At 31.1% G+C, this 17,339-nt stretch carries 15 protein-coding genes; 7 read left to right on the top strand and 8 right to left on the bottom strand.

Annotation, left to right across the window (positions count from 1 at the left end; genetic code table 11):
- Positions 1 to 366: 366 nt before the first annotated feature.
- Entirely contained in the window at positions 367 to 924 is a 558-nt protein-coding gene (locus ACXAHM_RS17775; RefSeq protein WP_474962543.1) for a DUF308 domain-containing protein, read from the top strand.
- 113 nt (positions 925 to 1,037) lie between these two features.
- Here the strand turns inward: ACXAHM_RS17775 and ACXAHM_RS17770 are convergent, their stop codons facing one another.
- Entirely contained in the window at positions 1,038 to 1,175 is a 138-nt protein-coding gene (locus tag ACXAHM_RS17770) for a hypothetical protein (RefSeq protein ID WP_474962541.1), read from the bottom strand.
- 123 nt (positions 1,176 to 1,298) lie between these two features.
- A complete protein-coding gene (locus tag ACXAHM_RS17765; protein WP_474962539.1) occupies positions 1,299 to 3,677 on the bottom strand; it encodes a TonB-dependent receptor in 2,379 nt (792 codons plus the stop codon).
- Positions 3,678 to 3,838: 161 nt separating this feature from the next.
- On the opposite strand from ACXAHM_RS17765, the gene ACXAHM_RS17760 reads away from it, so the two are divergent.
- Both ACXAHM_RS17760 and ACXAHM_RS17755 read left to right on the top strand, forming a co-directional pair.
- Entirely contained in the window at positions 3,839 to 4,456 is a 618-nt protein-coding gene (locus ACXAHM_RS17760; protein WP_474962537.1) for a LuxR C-terminal-related transcriptional regulator, read from the top strand.
- Positions 4,457 to 4,559: 103 nt separating this feature from the next.
- Positions 4,560 to 6,353: a sensor histidine kinase gene (locus ACXAHM_RS17755; protein WP_474962535.1), complete on the top strand. Its 1,794-nt coding sequence runs from the start codon at positions 4,560 to 4,562 to the stop codon at positions 6,351 to 6,353.
- Between the two features lie 27 nt (positions 6,354 to 6,380).
- On the opposite strand, the gene ACXAHM_RS17750 is transcribed toward ACXAHM_RS17755, so the two are convergent.
- Entirely contained in the window at positions 6,381 to 7,613 is a 1,233-nt protein-coding gene (locus ACXAHM_RS17750) for a DEAD/DEAH box helicase (protein ID WP_474962533.1), read from the bottom strand.
- A gap of 641 nt (positions 7,614 to 8,254) precedes the next feature.
- On the opposite strand from ACXAHM_RS17750, the gene htpG reads away from it, so the two are divergent.
- The 3 genes from htpG (at position 8,255) to ACXAHM_RS17735 (ending at position 11,352) form a co-directional block, all read left to right on the top strand.
- Positions 8,255 to 10,129: a molecular chaperone HtpG gene (gene htpG, locus ACXAHM_RS17745; protein WP_474962531.1), complete on the top strand. Its 1,875-nt coding sequence runs from the start codon at positions 8,255 to 8,257 to the stop codon at positions 10,127 to 10,129.
- Positions 10,130 to 10,391: 262 nt separating this feature from the next.
- Positions 10,392 to 10,874, top strand: a complete 483-nt coding sequence (locus tag ACXAHM_RS17740) for a TlpA family protein disulfide reductase (protein WP_474962528.1) — start codon at positions 10,392 to 10,394, stop codon at positions 10,872 to 10,874.
- Between the two features lie 124 nt (positions 10,875 to 10,998).
- Positions 10,999 to 11,352, top strand: coding sequence for a secondary thiamine-phosphate synthase enzyme YjbQ (locus tag ACXAHM_RS17735; RefSeq protein WP_474962524.1), 354 nt, complete (start codon positions 10,999 to 11,001; stop codon positions 11,350 to 11,352).
- Position 11,353: 1 nt separating this feature from the next.
- Here the strand turns inward: ACXAHM_RS17735 and ACXAHM_RS17730 are convergent, their stop codons facing one another.
- The 3 genes from ACXAHM_RS17730 to ACXAHM_RS17720 all read right to left on the bottom strand — a co-directional run bounded on the left by ACXAHM_RS17730 (position 11,354) and on the right by ACXAHM_RS17720 (position 15,128).
- Positions 11,354 to 13,099, bottom strand: coding sequence for a hypothetical protein (locus ACXAHM_RS17730; protein WP_474962520.1), 1,746 nt, complete (start codon positions 13,097 to 13,099; stop codon positions 11,354 to 11,356).
- Positions 13,100 to 13,220: 121 nt separating this feature from the next.
- Positions 13,221 to 14,153, bottom strand: a complete 933-nt coding sequence (locus ACXAHM_RS17725) for a YeiH family protein (protein ID WP_474962516.1) — start codon at positions 14,151 to 14,153, stop codon at positions 13,221 to 13,223.
- A 72-nt stretch (positions 14,154 to 14,225) separates the two neighbouring features.
- Positions 14,226 to 15,128, bottom strand: a complete 903-nt coding sequence (locus tag ACXAHM_RS17720; protein WP_474962513.1) for a LysR substrate-binding domain-containing protein — start codon at positions 15,126 to 15,128, stop codon at positions 14,226 to 14,228.
- Positions 15,129 to 15,369: 241 nt separating this feature from the next.
- On the opposite strand from ACXAHM_RS17720, the gene ACXAHM_RS17715 reads away from it, so the two are divergent.
- Positions 15,370 to 15,753 carry an arsenate reductase family protein gene (locus ACXAHM_RS17715; RefSeq protein ID WP_474962510.1) on the top strand — a complete coding sequence of 128 codons (384 nt, stop codon included), beginning with the start codon at positions 15,370 to 15,372 and terminating at the stop codon, positions 15,751 to 15,753.
- 32 nt (positions 15,754 to 15,785) lie between these two features.
- Here the strand turns inward: ACXAHM_RS17715 and ACXAHM_RS17710 are convergent, their stop codons facing one another.
- Together ACXAHM_RS17710 and ACXAHM_RS17705 are read right to left on the bottom strand one after the other, a co-directional pair.
- Positions 15,786 to 16,496: a DUF2490 domain-containing protein gene (locus ACXAHM_RS17710; protein WP_474962508.1), complete on the bottom strand. Its 711-nt coding sequence runs from the start codon at positions 16,494 to 16,496 to the stop codon at positions 15,786 to 15,788.
- A 98-nt stretch (positions 16,497 to 16,594) separates the two neighbouring features.
- A complete protein-coding gene (locus ACXAHM_RS17705; RefSeq protein WP_474962506.1) occupies positions 16,595 to 17,203 on the bottom strand; it encodes a hypothetical protein in 609 nt (202 codons plus the stop codon).
- Between the last annotated feature and the right edge of the window lie 136 nt (positions 17,204 to 17,339).

Below are 17,339 nucleotides of genomic sequence, written 5' to 3'. Positions count from 1 at the left end.
ACACAAAAATTAGAGATCTTCATGATTTATCAACGAATAAATAATGAAAGAGGCTTAAGTTTCTTTCATGTTTAAATTTACAAAAAAGTAATTATCGCTTGAATGAGTGACAAAATTAATGATTTGTTACTATTCAATCGAAAATGACTGTTTTGTAACTTCTTTTAGGAAGAAAGATTATTTTAAAGAGTTGACTATCAGTTATTACGATAATATTTAGTATTTACCCGTCAATTCATGTTAAACAGTTAAGACAATTTAGAAAAAAATGTTAGATATCAAACTTATGTTAAAAAAATATATTTTTTGAAACGTAGTTACATTTTTCCCGTCTAGAGTAATACCTAATTTTAAAACCTTGTATCAATGAAGACTGTCACTAATACCTACAATAGTACTACTATACCAAAAAAGTGGATGACAACCCTTACTGGTATATCTTATCTTCTTATGGGAATATTATTTTATATTCGCCCTTTTGAAGGCATACATCAAATGTTGATTGCGTTTGGGGTAATGCTTACGCCATCTTCTTTATTTGATGTTTATTTTTCAACAGATAATAAGGATAAGATTTATAGCTGGGGCTTTAATATGATTAATGCCATCTCTGATCTATTGATGGGATTAGTTTTCATTATCCATGTTCATTTAGGTAATTCATTTGTCCTTTATTCTGCTAGTTTTTGGATTTTGATGAAAGGAACTTTTGGATTGAATTTTTCTACTCAGATCAAAGGGAATTATCTTATAAAGTTGGTTTATTTATTCAGTAGTTTATTTGGGATTAGTATTTCAATGTTATTGATTACAACTGATTTATTCCCAGTCTTTCCAATAAGAGAAGTTTTCGTTGCAGGTTTATTCTCCTGTACAATCAATAAATTTATTTCTGTGTATTTACTCAATAAGAGTCATTATTAAAATTAGAATACTCAGAAAATTAGTGACAAAAAAAGCTCAAATTGACGTATCAATTTGAGCTTTTTTATTTATTAAAGTATGAAGCTTTCTGAATTAATGCTCAGTAAATAGCCTTATTTTATACTCACTTTTGCTGTAATAGAGGCTAATCTTTCTTTGTAAACATCTTTATCGAAGTTTTCCAAATTTTTTATAGCAACATTAAATTTTACAGCGTATGTGCTTTCAAATTTGTATTTATTCTTTTTCATATATTTTCTAAAGTTTGTCTATCACTATAAATACAGCCTTAATTTACATACTAAAAATGAATGAAGAACAATTCATTATGTAAATGAACTTAAAAATTATAATAATTTAATCTGGAGTTAACTTTAGTTTAATCCTCCCCCTGATGAGTTTAACTTTCTAGCTCTACGTCCTTGGAACTGACCTCCAAAAGCGTAAGAGAATGAAAATCTATAAACAGGTCTCTCTTGTAGGTAATATGTGTTTTCTGTAAAACCATTACCATAGATCGTTTTTGAATCACCAGAATTGATAATATCATCAATTTTGAAAGAGATATTTCCTTTCTTCTTCAGTACTTGCTTTTTGATTGCTAGATTTAGTGCATAACGAGGAGCAGTGATTCTTTGTGCATCATATTGCTGACCAGAATAACGTCCCATAATCTGAAGCGTAATCGATTTCGGTAAGTTCAATCGAGTATTTAATTTGGCTTCCCAGTTGAATGGATTGGCATCTTCAGGAATGACGAAATCTTCATTATCATCTTCAATATCTAAGTAAAAGATATTCATATTGGCATCAATTGACCACCAATCCGTTAATTGGTAATTGGCAGAAATTGATGCACCTCCTGTGATAGAAGAACCTAAGTTTTCATAAGTATAAATCGTCAGATCTTCTTCTTCATCATAAGTTGAAACCGAGCGAATGATATCAGTACTATGACGTAAATAAATACTAGTATTTAGACCCAATTTATTTTTATTTAAACCATGATCAAAACTAATCGAATTAGTATATGAAGGTTGTAATGATGGGTTACCAACAGTCATAGTAGATGAATTTGATCTTTGTTCAATTGGAAGTAAATAGAAAATATTTGGTCGATTAATTCTTCTACTATAACTCAATCCAATAGTATTATTTTCACCAATTTGTTGTTGTAAATGAACGGTAGGAAAAAGGCTATTATAAGTGATATTGAAAGTGGTATCCTTCAGACTCTCTTGATTTAATGTACCATCAATTTGTGCCATCTCACTTCTTAAACCTGCTTTTACAGAGAAGTTCCCCAATTGTAAACTATATGATACATACAATGAATTGATCATTTGATCATAATTATAGATATAATCAGTAGTCGATTCACCATATGAATTAGAGATTTGAGCTTCAGCATTTGTAAGCTCACCTTTATAGCCTACCTCAAATGACGATTTATCATTAATGTCTTGAGAATAATCAACTTTTGCAGTAGCATAATCCCAATCTGAATTGGTATTGTTTTCTCCTTGACGTAATGGATCATTTTCTATACTTGTATAGGAAGAGTTTACCGAAGAACCACTATTATAATATAAGTCAGTTTCTAAAACACCTTTTTTGAATTCTTTCCTATAGTTTAATGAAATAGAATATCCACTAGCATCATTTTGACTTCCGCCTGTTTCATTTTCTGTATTCATTTCTCCTCCAGTAGTAAAGTTTCTATTCATATAAAAATTCTCATTACTACCTTTCCAGTTCCATTGTTCAGTAAATACAGTAATTGTATTTGTTGAATCTAGGAAATAGTCAAGACCAAATTTATAATTATAGTATCTACCATTTCTGATATTTGTCCCATCTTGATCAAAACTAGGAGAGGTTTCGCCTATTAATGTTCTTTTTCTATCATTTTGATTTTCAAAACGATTTTCACCATACGAACCTTGACCAAAGAAATTGAATTTATTGACACGGTAATTTAAACCTAAATAACCATTGTATTTTTCACCCGAACCTGCACCAACGTTTAGTGAACCATTCATTCCTTTCATTTTATCCTTCTTAGTGATAACGTTAATGATACCCGATAATCCATCAGGATCATACTTCGCTGAAGGGTTAGTGATTACTTCAATCTTTTTAATTGAACCTGCTGGAAGTGTTTGAAAAATTTGAGCAGGATCTATTTGAGAAGGCTTACCATCGATCAGTACTCTAACATTGCTTTCACCTCTTAAACTAATCGACCCATCAGAATCAACACTGATTTCTGGGATCGTCTGTAATACTTCTGAAACAGAATTGCCATCAGCAATCATAGCTTCGCTAACATTGACTACCTTTTTGTCAATACTTCTTTCAATGCTAGTTTTTTCACCTTGAACAACCACTTCTTCTAATTCTTCTACATTAGGTGCCAAGATAATATTACCAAGGTTAGTAGTTTGCTTTTCAACTTTTACTGTTTGTGTAAGGTTTTTATAACCTACAAACTGAACTTGGAGTGAATATTCACCATATTGCACATTTCGGATTACAAATGATCCGTTGTCATCTGTGAGCCCTCCACCTATATTTTTGCTGTTACTGTCGATTAGTACTACAGTAGCATAACTTACAGGGGTATTGCTTTGTTGATCGATAATAGTTCCTTTTATACTTCCTTTTGCAATTGGGTTATCATTTGCTTGAACACTAGTATTAAAACTAAATAAGGTTAGTATAGTCAAAAAGTAAATTAATTTGAACTTCATTTGTAAGTAAATTATTAGGTGTATTGTTTGTTTATTAAGTTTTACAAACTAAAAGTTCGCAAAATATGATAAGTATTAATTTTTATTGATTAAATTGTTTTAATTATTGTTAATGATTATTACAAACTCATAATTACTGCTGTTACAACTTCTAACTGTTTATGTTGACTGATCCTGAAATACTGATATTAGATGATCATTTGCTATTTTGTCAGGGAATAGAAAGAATCTTGGTAGAAAGTTTTTCCTCTACAATTAAGATCATAAATAATCCTGTTGAGGCATTAGATCTTGATCTCAATTACTATGATATTATCTTAGTGGATATGGATATGCCTCAAATGAAAGGTTATGAATTTGTACGTAAAGCTAAAAGCCTTGGATTTGAGTCTACTAAGTTCTTAATTGTGTCAATGCATAACAAGCCTTCTTTAGTGAAAAAATCAATAGAATCAGAAGTAGATGGCTATATTCTAAAAGATGATCCAATGCCTATTTTTATTGATGCAATTACTAAAATTTTATCTGGCAAAAATTATTATTCTGAAAGAATCAAAGACTCAATGAAATTCTTGACGCTAGATTCTATTATCCTTTCACCTCGTGAGGAAGAGATTCTGAAATATATTGCTAGAGGTTTAAACTCTAATGAAATATCGAATGAACTATGTATTAGTGTAGAGACGGTAAAGACGCATAACAGAAATATCAAAACAAAGTTGAAAATTGATAATAGGGCAGAACTTATTAAGTATGCATTTAATAATCTATTGATTTAAAAATACTACAGACTTACTATCATTTTAATCTTGCTTAAAACTGGAAATGAAATTTTTTAAAGTTCATTTTTTATTGCTTTTTATATCACTTCAATGCCTTACTATGTATGGGCAAACTGATGTTAATCTGAAAAAATCTTCTGTTGACTTATCACCATTGGTTGAAGTTTATCAGTCAGATATTGTCAGGTTTAAAAATCATATCCCAATATTTCATGAGACATGGCAAAATCAATCTATTTCAGGTCTATCAAGAGGACCTTTTGATAGAGGACATTGGTATAAAATTAGCCTGTCAAGTAATAAAGAAGTAGAAAAGGTATTGTACTTTAACTATAGTTTAATTCAAGTTTTGGATATATGGATAAAGTCATCAAATGGAGGTTATAAACATTTGGAGGGAGGAACAGAGAATAACCGTCTTCAACAGATGATAAAAAGTTCTGATAAGGGATATAATTATCTATTAAAATTTGAGGAAGAGGAAGTAAAGGATATATTTTTTCATCTAAAAGGAAACGGTTGGCCCATTCATACAGAAGTATTACTATATAACAAAGATACTTTTATTGAAAAATATCATTCAGATTTTCAAATTCTAGGGTATTTAAGAGGAATCGTTGTTACTTTACTCTGTATTGGTTTTTTGATCAGTATATTCTCCAAACAAAAAGTATTTCTTTATTATGTGTGTACTATACTATCGGGAGTTCTTTTTGCTGAAAGCGAAATAGGAACGTTTATTAAATTCCTTGGTATAAAATATCATGATTTTAATTATTTATTTAGACATGTATTCAATCTGACATTTGTCTATTTTTTAATTCATTTTTATAATCATATACTACCTGATAGAAAGCTATTTATTGACGCTATACAAAAAGCTAATCCTTTTATTGCTTTATATTTTTTTCTTTCAATGTTTACGTTGATTGCTCTTCATAGTGAAAATTTTGTCGCCGTAAATTTTGTAGTCATTGTACTTTTATCATGGTTAAGTTTCGTTCTTTGTACAGTAGTACTTTATCGAAATAGAAAGCATTCAACCTTATCAAAGTATATCTTTTATTTACATATTTGCAGAATAGCCACGATAGCAATATTTGTTACCTTACCTCATCTCGGTATTATCAAAAGGTCATCAATTACAGACTATGTTTATTACATTTTTATTGTTTATGAATCCATTATCTACTTTTATCTCTTGATGAGAAGATCATTGACAATTTATAATGAAAAGTTATTGCTGATGCAGGAAGTGGATGATGGTAAAAGAAAATATTCTAATGCATTGTTAGAAGGTCAAGAAAAAGAAAGGAATAGAATTGGAAGAGAATTACATGATACGATAGGTGGGAACCTTGCGATCGTCAATAAATCCAAAGCATTAGAAAATCTAGAAGTAAAAGATATTCTTTCTCAAACTATCGATTCTATACGAGATTTAAGTCATGATTTAGTATCCCCAAGTTTTCAACATATTTCTCTAAAAGAATCTATTATTGACTTAGTCGCAAAATATAGTTCTGTCGATCAAAAAATTCAGCTTCAGTTTCATGATTGGCCACAGGTAGAGGATACCAGAGTCAAAAATCATTGCTTTAGAATTACACAAGAATTATTAAATAATTCTTTGAAACATAGTCAATCCACCAATATTTTCATTCAATTTTTTGGTACTGAAGACAAAAAGGGAAGAATAGTCTATGAAGATAATGGCGTTGGTTTTGAAGTTGGTAAAGTAAAAAACGGAATTGGCTTAGATAATATTCGATTTAGAGTAACAACATTGAAAGCATTATTGACGATAGAGTCTTCCTCAAATGGAACGACGATAGTTGTAGATGATATTTCATTTGATTTAGCATCATCAAAAGTAAAAGACCATGAAAATTAAATTTTCCTCATGGTCTTTTTTTATATTTTAGTCATTTGACTTTTTCTTAGTCTTTCTTTTATTGCCTTGACGACTACGTTTGATTTGTTTCTTACGTTTCGCTTGTTGTTGAGCAATATCTTTTTCCTTTTCTAGCATAGGGAAAGGATTTTCTTTTATTTCAGGAATCTTTTTACCGATAAGCTTTTCGATATTTTTTACATCCTGAAGCTCAGTTCCATCCGCAAAGGAAATAGCAACACCTTCTTCTCCAGCTCTACCAGAACGTCCAATTCTATGAACATAAGTTTCTGCCACTTCAGGGATCTCAAAGTTGATGACTAATTTTAATTGACTGATATCAATACCTCTTGCAGCAATATCAGTAGCCACTAAAACTCTAGTTTTTTTCTTTTTGAAGTTCTCTAAAGCTCGTTGACGAGCCGTTTGAGACTTATTACCATGAATGGCCTCTGCCTTTATTCCATTTTCACTTAATGTTTTAGAAAGATGATTTGCCCCTCTTTTTGTACGCATGAAAACAAGAATAGTATCTTTTTTATTTTCTTCTAAAACCTCAAATAAAAGCTGTTTCTTATTTCTTTTATCTACATAATAGATGAACTGATCAACGGTCTCCGCTGTCGTTGAAGTAGGAGTTACTTCTATTTTTACAGGGTTTTTAAGCATAGAATTACTTATCTGCTGAATACTTTGAGGCATTGTAGCAGAGAATAATAATGTCTGTCTTTTCTGTGGAATTAATTTAAGAACTTTTTTGATGTCATTAATAAAGCCCATATCCAGCATTTTATCAGCTTCATCCAAAACAAACATCTCTATTTTACTCAGATCAACGTAACCTTGTTGATGTAAATCCAATAGACGGCCAGGAGTAGCGATTAATACTTCCACACCTTGCTTCAACCTCTTTACTTGTTTGTCTTGAGGTATACCACCAAAAATTACAAGTTGTTTTAACTTTGTTTCTTGATTGTAAATACTAAAATTATTGCCGACCTGCAATGCAAGTTCACGAGTAGGAGTAAGAATTAAAGCTCTAATAGCATGTCCATTATTCGAGTCTTTACTTAAGTTTTGAATAATTGGAATGCAAAAAGCAGCTGTTTTACCTGTACCCGTTTGAGCACAACCCTGAATATCCTTTCCTTCTAATACAGAGGGAATGGCTTTTTCCTGAATAGGAGTAGGTGTATCATACCCTCTATTTTCTAATGCTTCTAAGATTTCAGGAATAATTCCTAGTGAATCAAAAGTCATGAACGAAACGTTTAAATGATTGAACTGCAAAGGTACAGTATAGTTTTTAAGTAGCCTAAGATCAATTACAAACGGAAACGAATATAGACTTTTTTATATGATTTTTTTAAAAAGAAAAAAAGCTGTCGAAACATTCAACAGCCTTTTCATTATGATGTGTGACTACTTATACAAATTTGAAAGGCAAAGCTATTCTTCAGCTTTGCGACATTCGAAAAACTCTGTTGAATACTAAAATGTATTGCTAAATGGATTTCTTTTTACATGAACATGCAAAAGTTGATTTTGAGATATAATGATTCAGAAAATCGTCAGTACATTTAGATAGATAATAATTTAGTAAGAGAGTGTTTCTTATGGTTAAATATATCTTAGATATTGGTACTCCTACCTCTTTTTCATTCCAACATGTATTTATTACACCAATATCTTGTACAAATCTATCATATTTTTAACATTAACCCAAAAAAAAATTCTTTTCCTTACAAAACTTCGTTCCTAACACTGACAATACGACAGAGAATTATGTCAAAATAACGTTTTTTTCGGCTTGGAATGCAATTTGAAAAGAAATGCTTGACGTTATCCATAGGGTAGCGCACAAGTAAATTAGTATTTTAACGAACAAAAAATATATAAACATGGCAGCAAAAGGTTCTATTTCAGTGAATACTGAAAATATCTTTCCTATCATTAAAAAATTCTTATACTCTGATCACGATATTTTCTTACGTGAATTAGTAGCAAACGCAGTTGATGCAACTCAAAAGCTTCAAAAGCTTGCTTCAATGGGTGAGTTTAACGGAGAGTTAGGAGATTTAACGATTCAAGTTGACGTAGATAAAGAAGCAAAAACAATCTCAATCACTGACCGTGGTATCGGTATGAGTGAAGAGGAAGTTGAAAAATATATTAACCAAGTAGCCTTCTCTGGTGCAACAGAATTCGTAGAAAAATTCAAGGATGTAGATACTTCTACTATCATTGGTAAATTTGGTCTAGGTTTCTATTCTGCTTTCATGGTAGCAGATAATGTTGAAGTGATTACAAAATCATTCAAAGATGCTCCTGCAGTAAAATGGACGTGTGATGGTTCTACTGAATATGAAATTACTGAATCTGATAAAGCAGATAGAGGAACAACAATCGTTCTTCATGTAAATGAGGATTCTGAGGAATTTGTAGATGAGCACCGTTTACGTCAAATCTTAAACCGTTATTCTAAGTACATGCCAATCCAAATTCAAGTTGGTGTTGATAAGCGTACTGAGAAAGAAGGTGAAGGTGATGATGCTAAAGACGTAGAGATTGTTGAGCCACATATTATCAACAAATCTGAGCCATTATGGGCAAAAGATCCTAAAACACTTACTGACGAGGATTACTTAAACTTCTACAAAGAGTTATATCCAATGTCTGAGGAACCAATGTTCTGGATTCACCTTAACGTTGACTACCCATTTGAGTTAACAGGTATCCTTTACTTCCCTAAAGTAAAAGAAGATGTTACTCCTCATAAAGATAAGATTCAATTGTACTCTCGTCAGGTATTCATTACTGACAATGTAGAGGAAATCATGCCTGAATTCTTAAGATTAATGCATGGTGTAATTGACTCTCCAGATATTCCATTAAATGTTTCTCGTTCTTACTTACAGTCAGATGCAAACGTGAAGAAAATTTCTTCTTACGTAACACGTAAAGTTGCTGATAAGTTAAATAGCTTATACAAAAATGACCGTGAGAACTTTGAGAAGAAGTGGGAGTCTATCGGATTATTCGTGAAATACGGTATGATGACTGATGACAAATTCTTTGATAAAGCAAAGAAATTTACGCTTTTAGAAACTCTTGATGGTAAGTTATACAACTTCGAAGAGTACAAAGAGTTAGTTCAAGGTAACCAAAAAGACAAAAATGATAAGTACGTATTTTTATATACTACTGATCAAGGTACTCAAGATACATATATCCAAGCAGCTCAAAAGAAAGGATATAGTGTATTGAAAATGGATACATTAATTGACTCTCACTTTATCAGTAATACTGAACATAAGTTTGATGATATTACTTGGAAGCGTATTGATTCTGATACAGTAAACAACTTAATTGAAACTGATGAGAAAAATGAGTCAGTTTTAACGGAAGACGAAACTAAGAAGTTAGTTGAAATCTTCAAACGTGCTTTAAATGATGATAAATTAGAGCCAAAAGTTGAAGCGATGACAGCTGATGAACTTCCAGTAATGATCACTAAGCCAGAGTTCATGCGTAGAATGGAAGAAATGTCTGCTATGCAAGGTGGAATGGGCGGTATGTTCGGTGGTTTCCCTGGCGGTGATACAGTAACAGTAAATGGAAACAGTGAACTTGTTGGTAGAATCTTAAAAGAAGAGGATTCTGCTGCTCAAGATAAGTTAGTGAAACATGCTTATGACTTAGCAAAATTATCTCAAGGAAACTTGAAAGGTGCTGATTTGACAGCATTTATCAACCGTTCTTTAGAGATTATCTAAGTCTTATAGATAAATCATTTATTAGCCATTGAGATGTATTTCTCGATGGCTTTTTTTATCTTTATAGAAAATAAATTGGTAGAGTTCTTGATACTCTTAACATTGGTAAGAATACTTTTACTTTAGTAAGCTCTTAATGCTTAGGGAAAAATGAACTGTTCTTAAGGAAAAATGAACAATACTATTTTATCTAAGAACACCCATTTTTGTACTATTAAATATTCTATTAAAAACTGATCTTAATTATCAACGATTTAATACAATGAAAAAATCACACATTATCACAGTTATTAGCCTGTTACTATCATTCTCATTATTTAGCTTTATCAATACAGATGATGAAGGATTGTATACATTTAAAAACTTAAAAGGAAAAGATGTTAATCTATCTGAGTTTAAAGGAAAATATGTATACATAGACGTTTGGGCATCTTGGTGTAAACCATGTTTAGGTGAAATACCAAAACTTAAAGAATTAGAAGAAAAACATAAAGATGGGGAGGTTGTATTTGTAAGCTTATCGCTAGATCAAAATACTGCAGCTTGGAAAAAAATGGTCAAAAAGAAAGAATTACATGGAAATCAGTTTCATTACAATGGAAATGATTCTTTTGTAAAGAAGTTTAATATTGAAGGAATTCCGCGTTTTATCTTATTAGATAAAGATGGAAATGTAAAAGATCCAAATGCACCACGACCTTCTTCAGAAGAAATTCATACTCTATTCAAAGAGTTGGGTATATAAATAAGATGAAATATTTAGGAACTGTATGGGAATTGACTCATACAGTTTTTTTATTTTTATGAAATGGTAATTCAAAAAACAATCTCATTACGCCCATATCCAAGAGGCTATCATATTATAACGGATGAAGTTATCTCTTATCCCAGAAATAAAAGGGAAAACAGGCATACTACAGGTGTTTATACAGCATACTTCAGCTTCATTGACTATTAATGAAAATGCTGACCCTGATGTAAGAACTGATTTTGAAAGTCATTTTAATAAAGTATATCCAGAAAATGCTCCATATTATGTTCATACTTATGAAGGTCCAGATGATATGCCAGCACATTTGAAAGCATCCACATTAGGGAGTAGTGTCTCATTACCTATAGGCAATGGATATCCACAATTAGGAACTTGGCAGGGTATATATCTTGGAGAACATAGAAATAGAGGAGGAAGTCGTAGGTTAGTACTAACCTTCATTGGAGAATAGATTATTTTTTCTTCTTCTTTTTCTTCTTTTTTTGCTTTTTATTCTCCTGAATATCTTGTTTTTCTTTTTGCTTATCTCCCTTAGCTTCCTGTTTTTCAATCTTTTTTTCCTCATCAGGAAGCTGACCATAAGTACCTAGAACGGCGGTTTGCGCACCAGACATTATCGTGTGAATCAGGAAATGAATAACAGCTTTGTACTTTACTCTTTGATAATAAAGTGGTGAATGCCTTGGTTTATGGTTTTTAAGATTATTAGTATAAACAATATTATTGGCAGCAAATGCAGCAATAGATAAAAAAACATTGGACTTCTTATCGTTTTTACCTGTTAATTTGATTTTTAAGTCTTTGTAATAAAAATCTAAATCCCCTCTACCAATACTATCATTTAAGGCAGCATTAAAATCTATTTCCGTAGCTGTACCACTTTGGAATAAAACTCCCATGTTAGGCTGTGTAAATTGATTTAAAGCAGAAAGTGGAAATGCATTAAAATGACCTTTTGCAATCATAAAATCAGGAGCATTTTCTGCTAATAGTAAATCAATATCTAAAGTGGTATTTGCCTTTTCTAAGAAGTCAAAACTAAAGTCGAGGTGTATTGTATTATCTTTTGTATTTTTAAAATTAGTAATCAAACCATTTATATTGGACAATGGAATACGACCGGCCTTAGTAGCTTTAGGTGCTTTTTCTCGGTAAGTAAGATGACTTGAATTAAGACTGATAGTATCTACAGCAACTTGTACATCTAAATTTCTTAATGCTGTGTGAGGAAGAGATTTAAACTTTGTTGTGTCTTCAAAGAAATTTTTATCTCTATATATATCAGCGGTTAGACTATCAATAGAAAGGCTTTCTAAATGGTATTTTTCTTCATTAAATAATTCTTTTTCTATCAAACCATTTCCTTTAATATCTTTAATTTTTAAAGTAAAACGATCAGTTTGAATTCCAGCTTTGACAAAGAATTCATATTCATTATATTGAGGGATTAATTCTATTCCTTTAAGTCTAAAGAAATCTCTTTTGTTACTGATAACTAGAGTATCAAACTTATATTGATAAAGACTACCATACCCTTTCATAAAAGTAGGTCCACAAGTATATCGAAATTCTTTTAAGGCAACGATCTTGTTTACATTTTCGGTAGTGTCAAGATTAAATTCTAATCCTTTTAAAATAAAGTTTTGTTTGGTATGAAATACATGATGATGCTTGTAATTGTTTGTAACATAGTACCCATTTAATTCTAGATTTTGAATATTTATGGAAGTAATACCAATCGTAGATAACCTAGTTCTTAGGGTTTGAAACTTAGGCATTGGGTTTGCCTTTTTTTCTTTTTTAGGTGCTGAATCTTTCCAGAAATATTGCATACTAGGATTTACTAACCTAAAATTTTCAATATTTACATCACCTGCAATTGCACCAAAAATGAGATTTGAAAGTTCAATTTCTAAGGTATCTACTTTACCATTGACCCAACTCTTCTTGTCTTTACTCAAATGCGGTATAATACTAATTCCAATGGCTTCCACTTTACTATTTGTCCATTCAATATTAAATTTTTTAAAATTGACGTAATAGCCTTTCTTATCTTTTCCTAAAGCAAGTTCTTTTAAACTTTGAGCAGCAAACTCTTCAAGCCTTACCTCACCTAATTGAACACCATAATAGACTATAATCGCTACAATGAATGAAATGATGATGAGAACGTATTTATTTTTTAATAGGAGTTTCAAGGTTCAAGGAAAGTATATTTTGATAATAGGTACTGTATTAAAATAAAAAAAAATCCCCTGTAAATGAATTACAAGGGATAATTTTTGAAATAATTATTGAGATAACACAATGAAATACTCTTTAGAATAAATGCATGACAGCAAAAAGAGAAACACTCGATACCACTACCCAAAGTGCTATACCTTGGTACATTGGACGAGTTCCAACGTGTTTGATACTTGATACATTCATTGTACATCCAATTGTAAATAGTGCTAAGGATAATCCTTTGTGAGCAATAAATTTACAGAATGGTGCAATAACCTGAGCACCTGGAACATATGAGTTGATTAACATCGCGATAACAAAACCAATAATAAATGTTGGCATTGTCTTTAAATTCATTTTTCCTTTTTGTGAAAAAGAAGCAATCAATGATACAGGAACAATCCATAATGCTCTCGTCAATTTTACAGTAGTAGCAATCTTAAGCGCTTCATCACCATACTTTGCGGCAGCACCGACTACAGCACTTGTATCATGAATAGCTAAAGCTGACCACCATCCAAATTGTACCTGTGTAAGGTCGAAATAATGTCCTACTATTGGGAATAAAACTAAGGCTACTGCATTGAGTATAAAAACGGTTGCCATCGCAACTGAAATTTGATGATCATCTGCTTTAAGGGCAGGAGCCATCGCCGCAATTGCACTTCCTCCACAAATAGCGGTTCCAGAAGCTATCAATCGATAAATTGTCTTATCTAATCCTAATTTTTTACCTAAGAATGCACCAAAACCAAGAGTTAAAGCGATACTACTGAAAGTAACTAAAGAGCCTTCACTTCCTGTCTTCATAGCATCCACGGCATTTAAGCCAAAACCTAAGAAAACGACTGACCATTTGAGGAGCTTACTACTTAAATTTTTATTTAATTTTTGATTGGGAATGTTAAAGAATACCGCAAATAAGATTCCTGCAAATAGAGCCATAGCAGGAGATACCCAAGGAGTAAGGGTTAGTAAAGCGAGAATAATGTAAATTAATTTGTCTGAATTATTAGGTTTTTTCATTTTATATTTATTTTGATAATGATACAAAGGTCTTGTAATTTTTTATCAAAATGAATCATAAAAAAGAATCGTCTATAACTTTTTGTTATAATGAAGCGTAGCGTAATCCATAAATTTAGTGCCTAAACCAATCGAACCACCTTCTTTTATTACAAAATGTAAATCTCTATTGATTTCAAAGTCATCAATTTCTATAATTTGGAGTTGATCTCTATTCAATTCATCTAAAATGGAATAAATAGATAAAATAGCATAATTTGGAGAAGAAGAAACATACCTTTTTATACTTTCTGTAGAATCTAAACACATGATTGTGTTAATATCTTCTTCTTTTATTCCTTTTTCGCTTAAGGCATCTTTTATAATCTTTCGAGTACCACTTCCTTGTTCTCTGATTACAAATGGTTTTTTGATAATAGCCTCAAGAGAAAGTGTATTCTGATGTGATTTATGAAATTTTGTAGAGCAAACAGTCACTAATTCATCTTGTAAAAAAGGAATATATTTTAATCCACCTCGGTGCGGTGAACCTTCAATCATACCCAAATCAATGATGTCATCAATCAACCAATTTTCAATCGCTTCAGTATTTCCAGATTTAATTTCAATATTGACATCCTTAACTTTCTGTTGAAAAGAAGCAATGACATCTGGAATTATATACTGAGCAATAGTAGTACTTGCACCAATTCGTATAGTTCCTCCATGATGATCCTTTATGGCATCAATTTCAAATTTTAATTGACGCTCTAAAGCAAACATTTTCTCACAATAAGCTTTTAAAATTTCACCGGCAGGGGTAAGGTGAATAATAACTCCTTTTCTTTCAAGTAGTGGTAACTCATATTCTTCCTCAAGTGCTCTTACATGCTTTGTAACGGCAGGTTGAGATATTTTGAGTACCTCAGATGCTTTTGTAAAACTTTGTCTTTGAACAACTTCATAAAATACATGTAATCGAAAGAGGGATTTCATAAACTTGAAAAGGATTTATTTTTTTCTTAATTTATGAAAAATAACAGATACGAAGTTGCTAAACTAATTTTAATCCAAAACTCCCTAAACTATTTTTAAGCTAAGCTGAAAATTGTTTTTGACGAATAGTATGAATGATAATAATCAATGAATTATGATGATTTTCATTGTTATAAAACATTTGAAAAAGAAGTAACTTTTGTCTGTAAATAAAATTATTGATCCAATAACTATCTCCTAGATGACATCATTAAAATTTAACCATCCAATTTTGGTATATGACAGTCATGTGCCTATACAACATTATTTTTTCAATGACTTAAAAAGAAAAAACAACACATTGAAAGAAATTGAAATAAATGCCTGTCCTGTACCTGAAAGTTTATTGCTTCACATTCTAGAAAATGTGAAAGGTTCTCCTTCTAGAATTTTGATTAATGAAAAATCACCTTGGTATAGGTGTTTTGCTGAAGACTTTATCGAAATGAATCAAATGGTCTTGTTGCAAACCCTTACAAACTTTCCTTCATTACTCAAAACACCTATAGTAGTTCTAGAAAACGAGATTATTGTAGCTCCTAATGTAGAAAACTTCTCTTACTCTAATGATGAAGTACTTATCTAAAAATTTAATAAGCTCATTTTAAAACAGTGGGCTTATTTTATTTTGTGTCTAAAAGCAAGTCTTAATAAATTTGCATGATGTACTGAACCTTCGTTTTTTGCAAACTTATCCTCACGAATAAACTGTGCTTCAATACTCATTAAGTCTGTTAATTTACGATTAACGAGGGCTATTGATCTGTTTTTATTAAAGAAAGAAGATTCATTTTTATCTTCAAAATTGATAAAAGCTTCAGTTCCTACACCAAACATCCAATTATCAATTTTTTTACGAATAATAAATGAATATCTCATCCTAAAGTCTACCTCGGTTTTTGAAGTTCCTTCACTATCTGTTAGATCTGTAAATATTTGCTGTTCAAAACGTGCTCGTTGTTTTATAAAAATAGTTCTGTCTTCAGAAAGCATATGTGTACCAATGAAATCCTGCATTGGTCGGATTTCTTTTACATCAGGCTCATTATTTCCAAAAATATAGAAATAACCTCCACCAACTCTTAGCGAGAAGTTTTTGTTGAATTTGTATTTCAAACCAGATCGAATTTGAAAACGATCAACAGGTTTGTCGAACATTAGCATATAAGCAGCATCCGTATCTACACTCCATTTCTCAGCAAGTTGAACACTGTTGAAGTAATGTAACCAAAGACGATTATCTTTATTGTCTTGGGCATTTGCTTGATGAATATTAGAAAGAATTAATACTAAAATGTTTAGGATAAGAAGTCTCACGATTCGTTTCATAAAAAAGTTGCTAGTTTGATAGAGTTAAATAATGTTACTCTACCGCAAAACTAACAACTTTTTTGGTTTGACCCTATAAAATTAAGTCATTAACAGAATTAGAATCTTTTTCCAATAGAAACCCCAAAACTCCAAGTGTTATAAAGGTTACCTTTTATGTCGTAAGAGACGTTTGGAGATAGCTCCCAATAATTATGTAATTCAAATTCTTTTTCGATTAGAAATTTACCTACAAATAAGTTTTTATTTTTTTCAACTTCAAGACCTGGTCCAGCACCAATATTCCATCCTTCCCAAGGTGAATAGAATAACACCAAAGCGCCAACATAAGCATATTCTCTTTCCAGAGTTTCAGCACTGCCATGTTCACCATGACCACCTGATAATTCAACCATATATTGTGCAATTTCAATATCATTGATTAACCCTACAGAAAACTTATGTGAAATCTTATAAGTATAATCAAATCCAAAAGTTGGCACCAATAAACCTTCTTGAGATGGGATAGCCTGAGGTATATAAGTGTAACCCATGTACATAGAAAATTTATGACGCTTCTTTTTTTCACCTTCATGATGTTCTTTTTGATGCTTATCGTGTAGATTGATAGCATGAGTAGTTGTAGAAGGAGAATGATGGTCTTGTGCAAAGGAATAATTTCCTAAGAACAATAATAGAATGCTGAAAAACGACGTAATTGTTTTCATTTTCATTTGCTTGTTTTAATTATTGATGTAAACTTAATGTTTAATATTAAACTAATAAAAAACAAAATGTGAACATCTTTGAATCGTTTGCTAAATTTTTAATTAATATGGCAATGAGTAAGTTAGATAGGGTTGA

Source organism: Flammeovirga sp. AWQ4_249 (assembly GCF_056161045.1).
Note: the sequence above shows the minus strand (reverse complement) of the source record. Positions and strands in the feature narration are given on the sequence as shown.

Bases quoted from the DNA above. Each gene is read 5' to 3' on its own strand.
- ACXAHM_RS17710 (WP_474962508.1), bottom strand. From the start codon at position 16,496: ATGAAACGAATCGTGAGACTTCTTATCCTAAACATTTTAGTATTAATT.
- ACXAHM_RS17770 (WP_474962541.1), bottom strand. From the start codon at position 1,175: ATGAAAAAGAATAAATACAAATTTGAAAGCACATACGCTGTAAAATTT.
- ACXAHM_RS17725 (WP_474962516.1), bottom strand. From the start codon at position 14,153: ATGAAAAAACCTAATAATTCAGACAAATTAATTTACATTATTCTCGCT.
- ACXAHM_RS17715 (WP_474962510.1), top strand. From the start codon at position 15,370: ATGACATCATTAAAATTTAACCATCCAATTTTGGTATATGACAGTCAT.
- ACXAHM_RS17735 (WP_474962524.1), top strand. From the start codon at position 10,999: ATGAAGTTATCTCTTATCCCAGAAATAAAAGGGAAAACAGGCATACTA.
- htpG (WP_474962531.1), top strand. From the start codon at position 8,255: ATGGCAGCAAAAGGTTCTATTTCAGTGAATACTGAAAATATCTTTCCT.
- ACXAHM_RS17750 (WP_474962533.1), bottom strand. From the start codon at position 7,613: ATGACTTTTGATTCACTAGGAATTATTCCTGAAATCTTAGAAGCATTA.
- ACXAHM_RS17740 (WP_474962528.1), top strand. From the start codon at position 10,392: ATGAAAAAATCACACATTATCACAGTTATTAGCCTGTTACTATCATTC.
- ACXAHM_RS17775 (WP_474962543.1), top strand. From the start codon at position 367: ATGAAGACTGTCACTAATACCTACAATAGTACTACTATACCAAAAAAG.
- ACXAHM_RS17720 (WP_474962513.1), bottom strand. From the start codon at position 15,128: ATGAAATCCCTCTTTCGATTACATGTATTTTATGAAGTTGTTCAAAGA.
- ACXAHM_RS17765 (WP_474962539.1), bottom strand. From the start codon at position 3,677: ATGAAGTTCAAATTAATTTACTTTTTGACTATACTAACCTTATTTAGT.
- ACXAHM_RS17705 (WP_474962506.1), bottom strand. From the start codon at position 17,203: ATGAAAACAATTACGTCGTTTTTCAGCATTCTATTATTGTTCTTAGGA.
- ACXAHM_RS17760 (WP_474962537.1), top strand. From the start codon at position 3,839: ATGTTGACTGATCCTGAAATACTGATATTAGATGATCATTTGCTATTT.
- ACXAHM_RS17755 (WP_474962535.1), top strand. From the start codon at position 4,560: ATGTATGGGCAAACTGATGTTAATCTGAAAAAATCTTCTGTTGACTTA.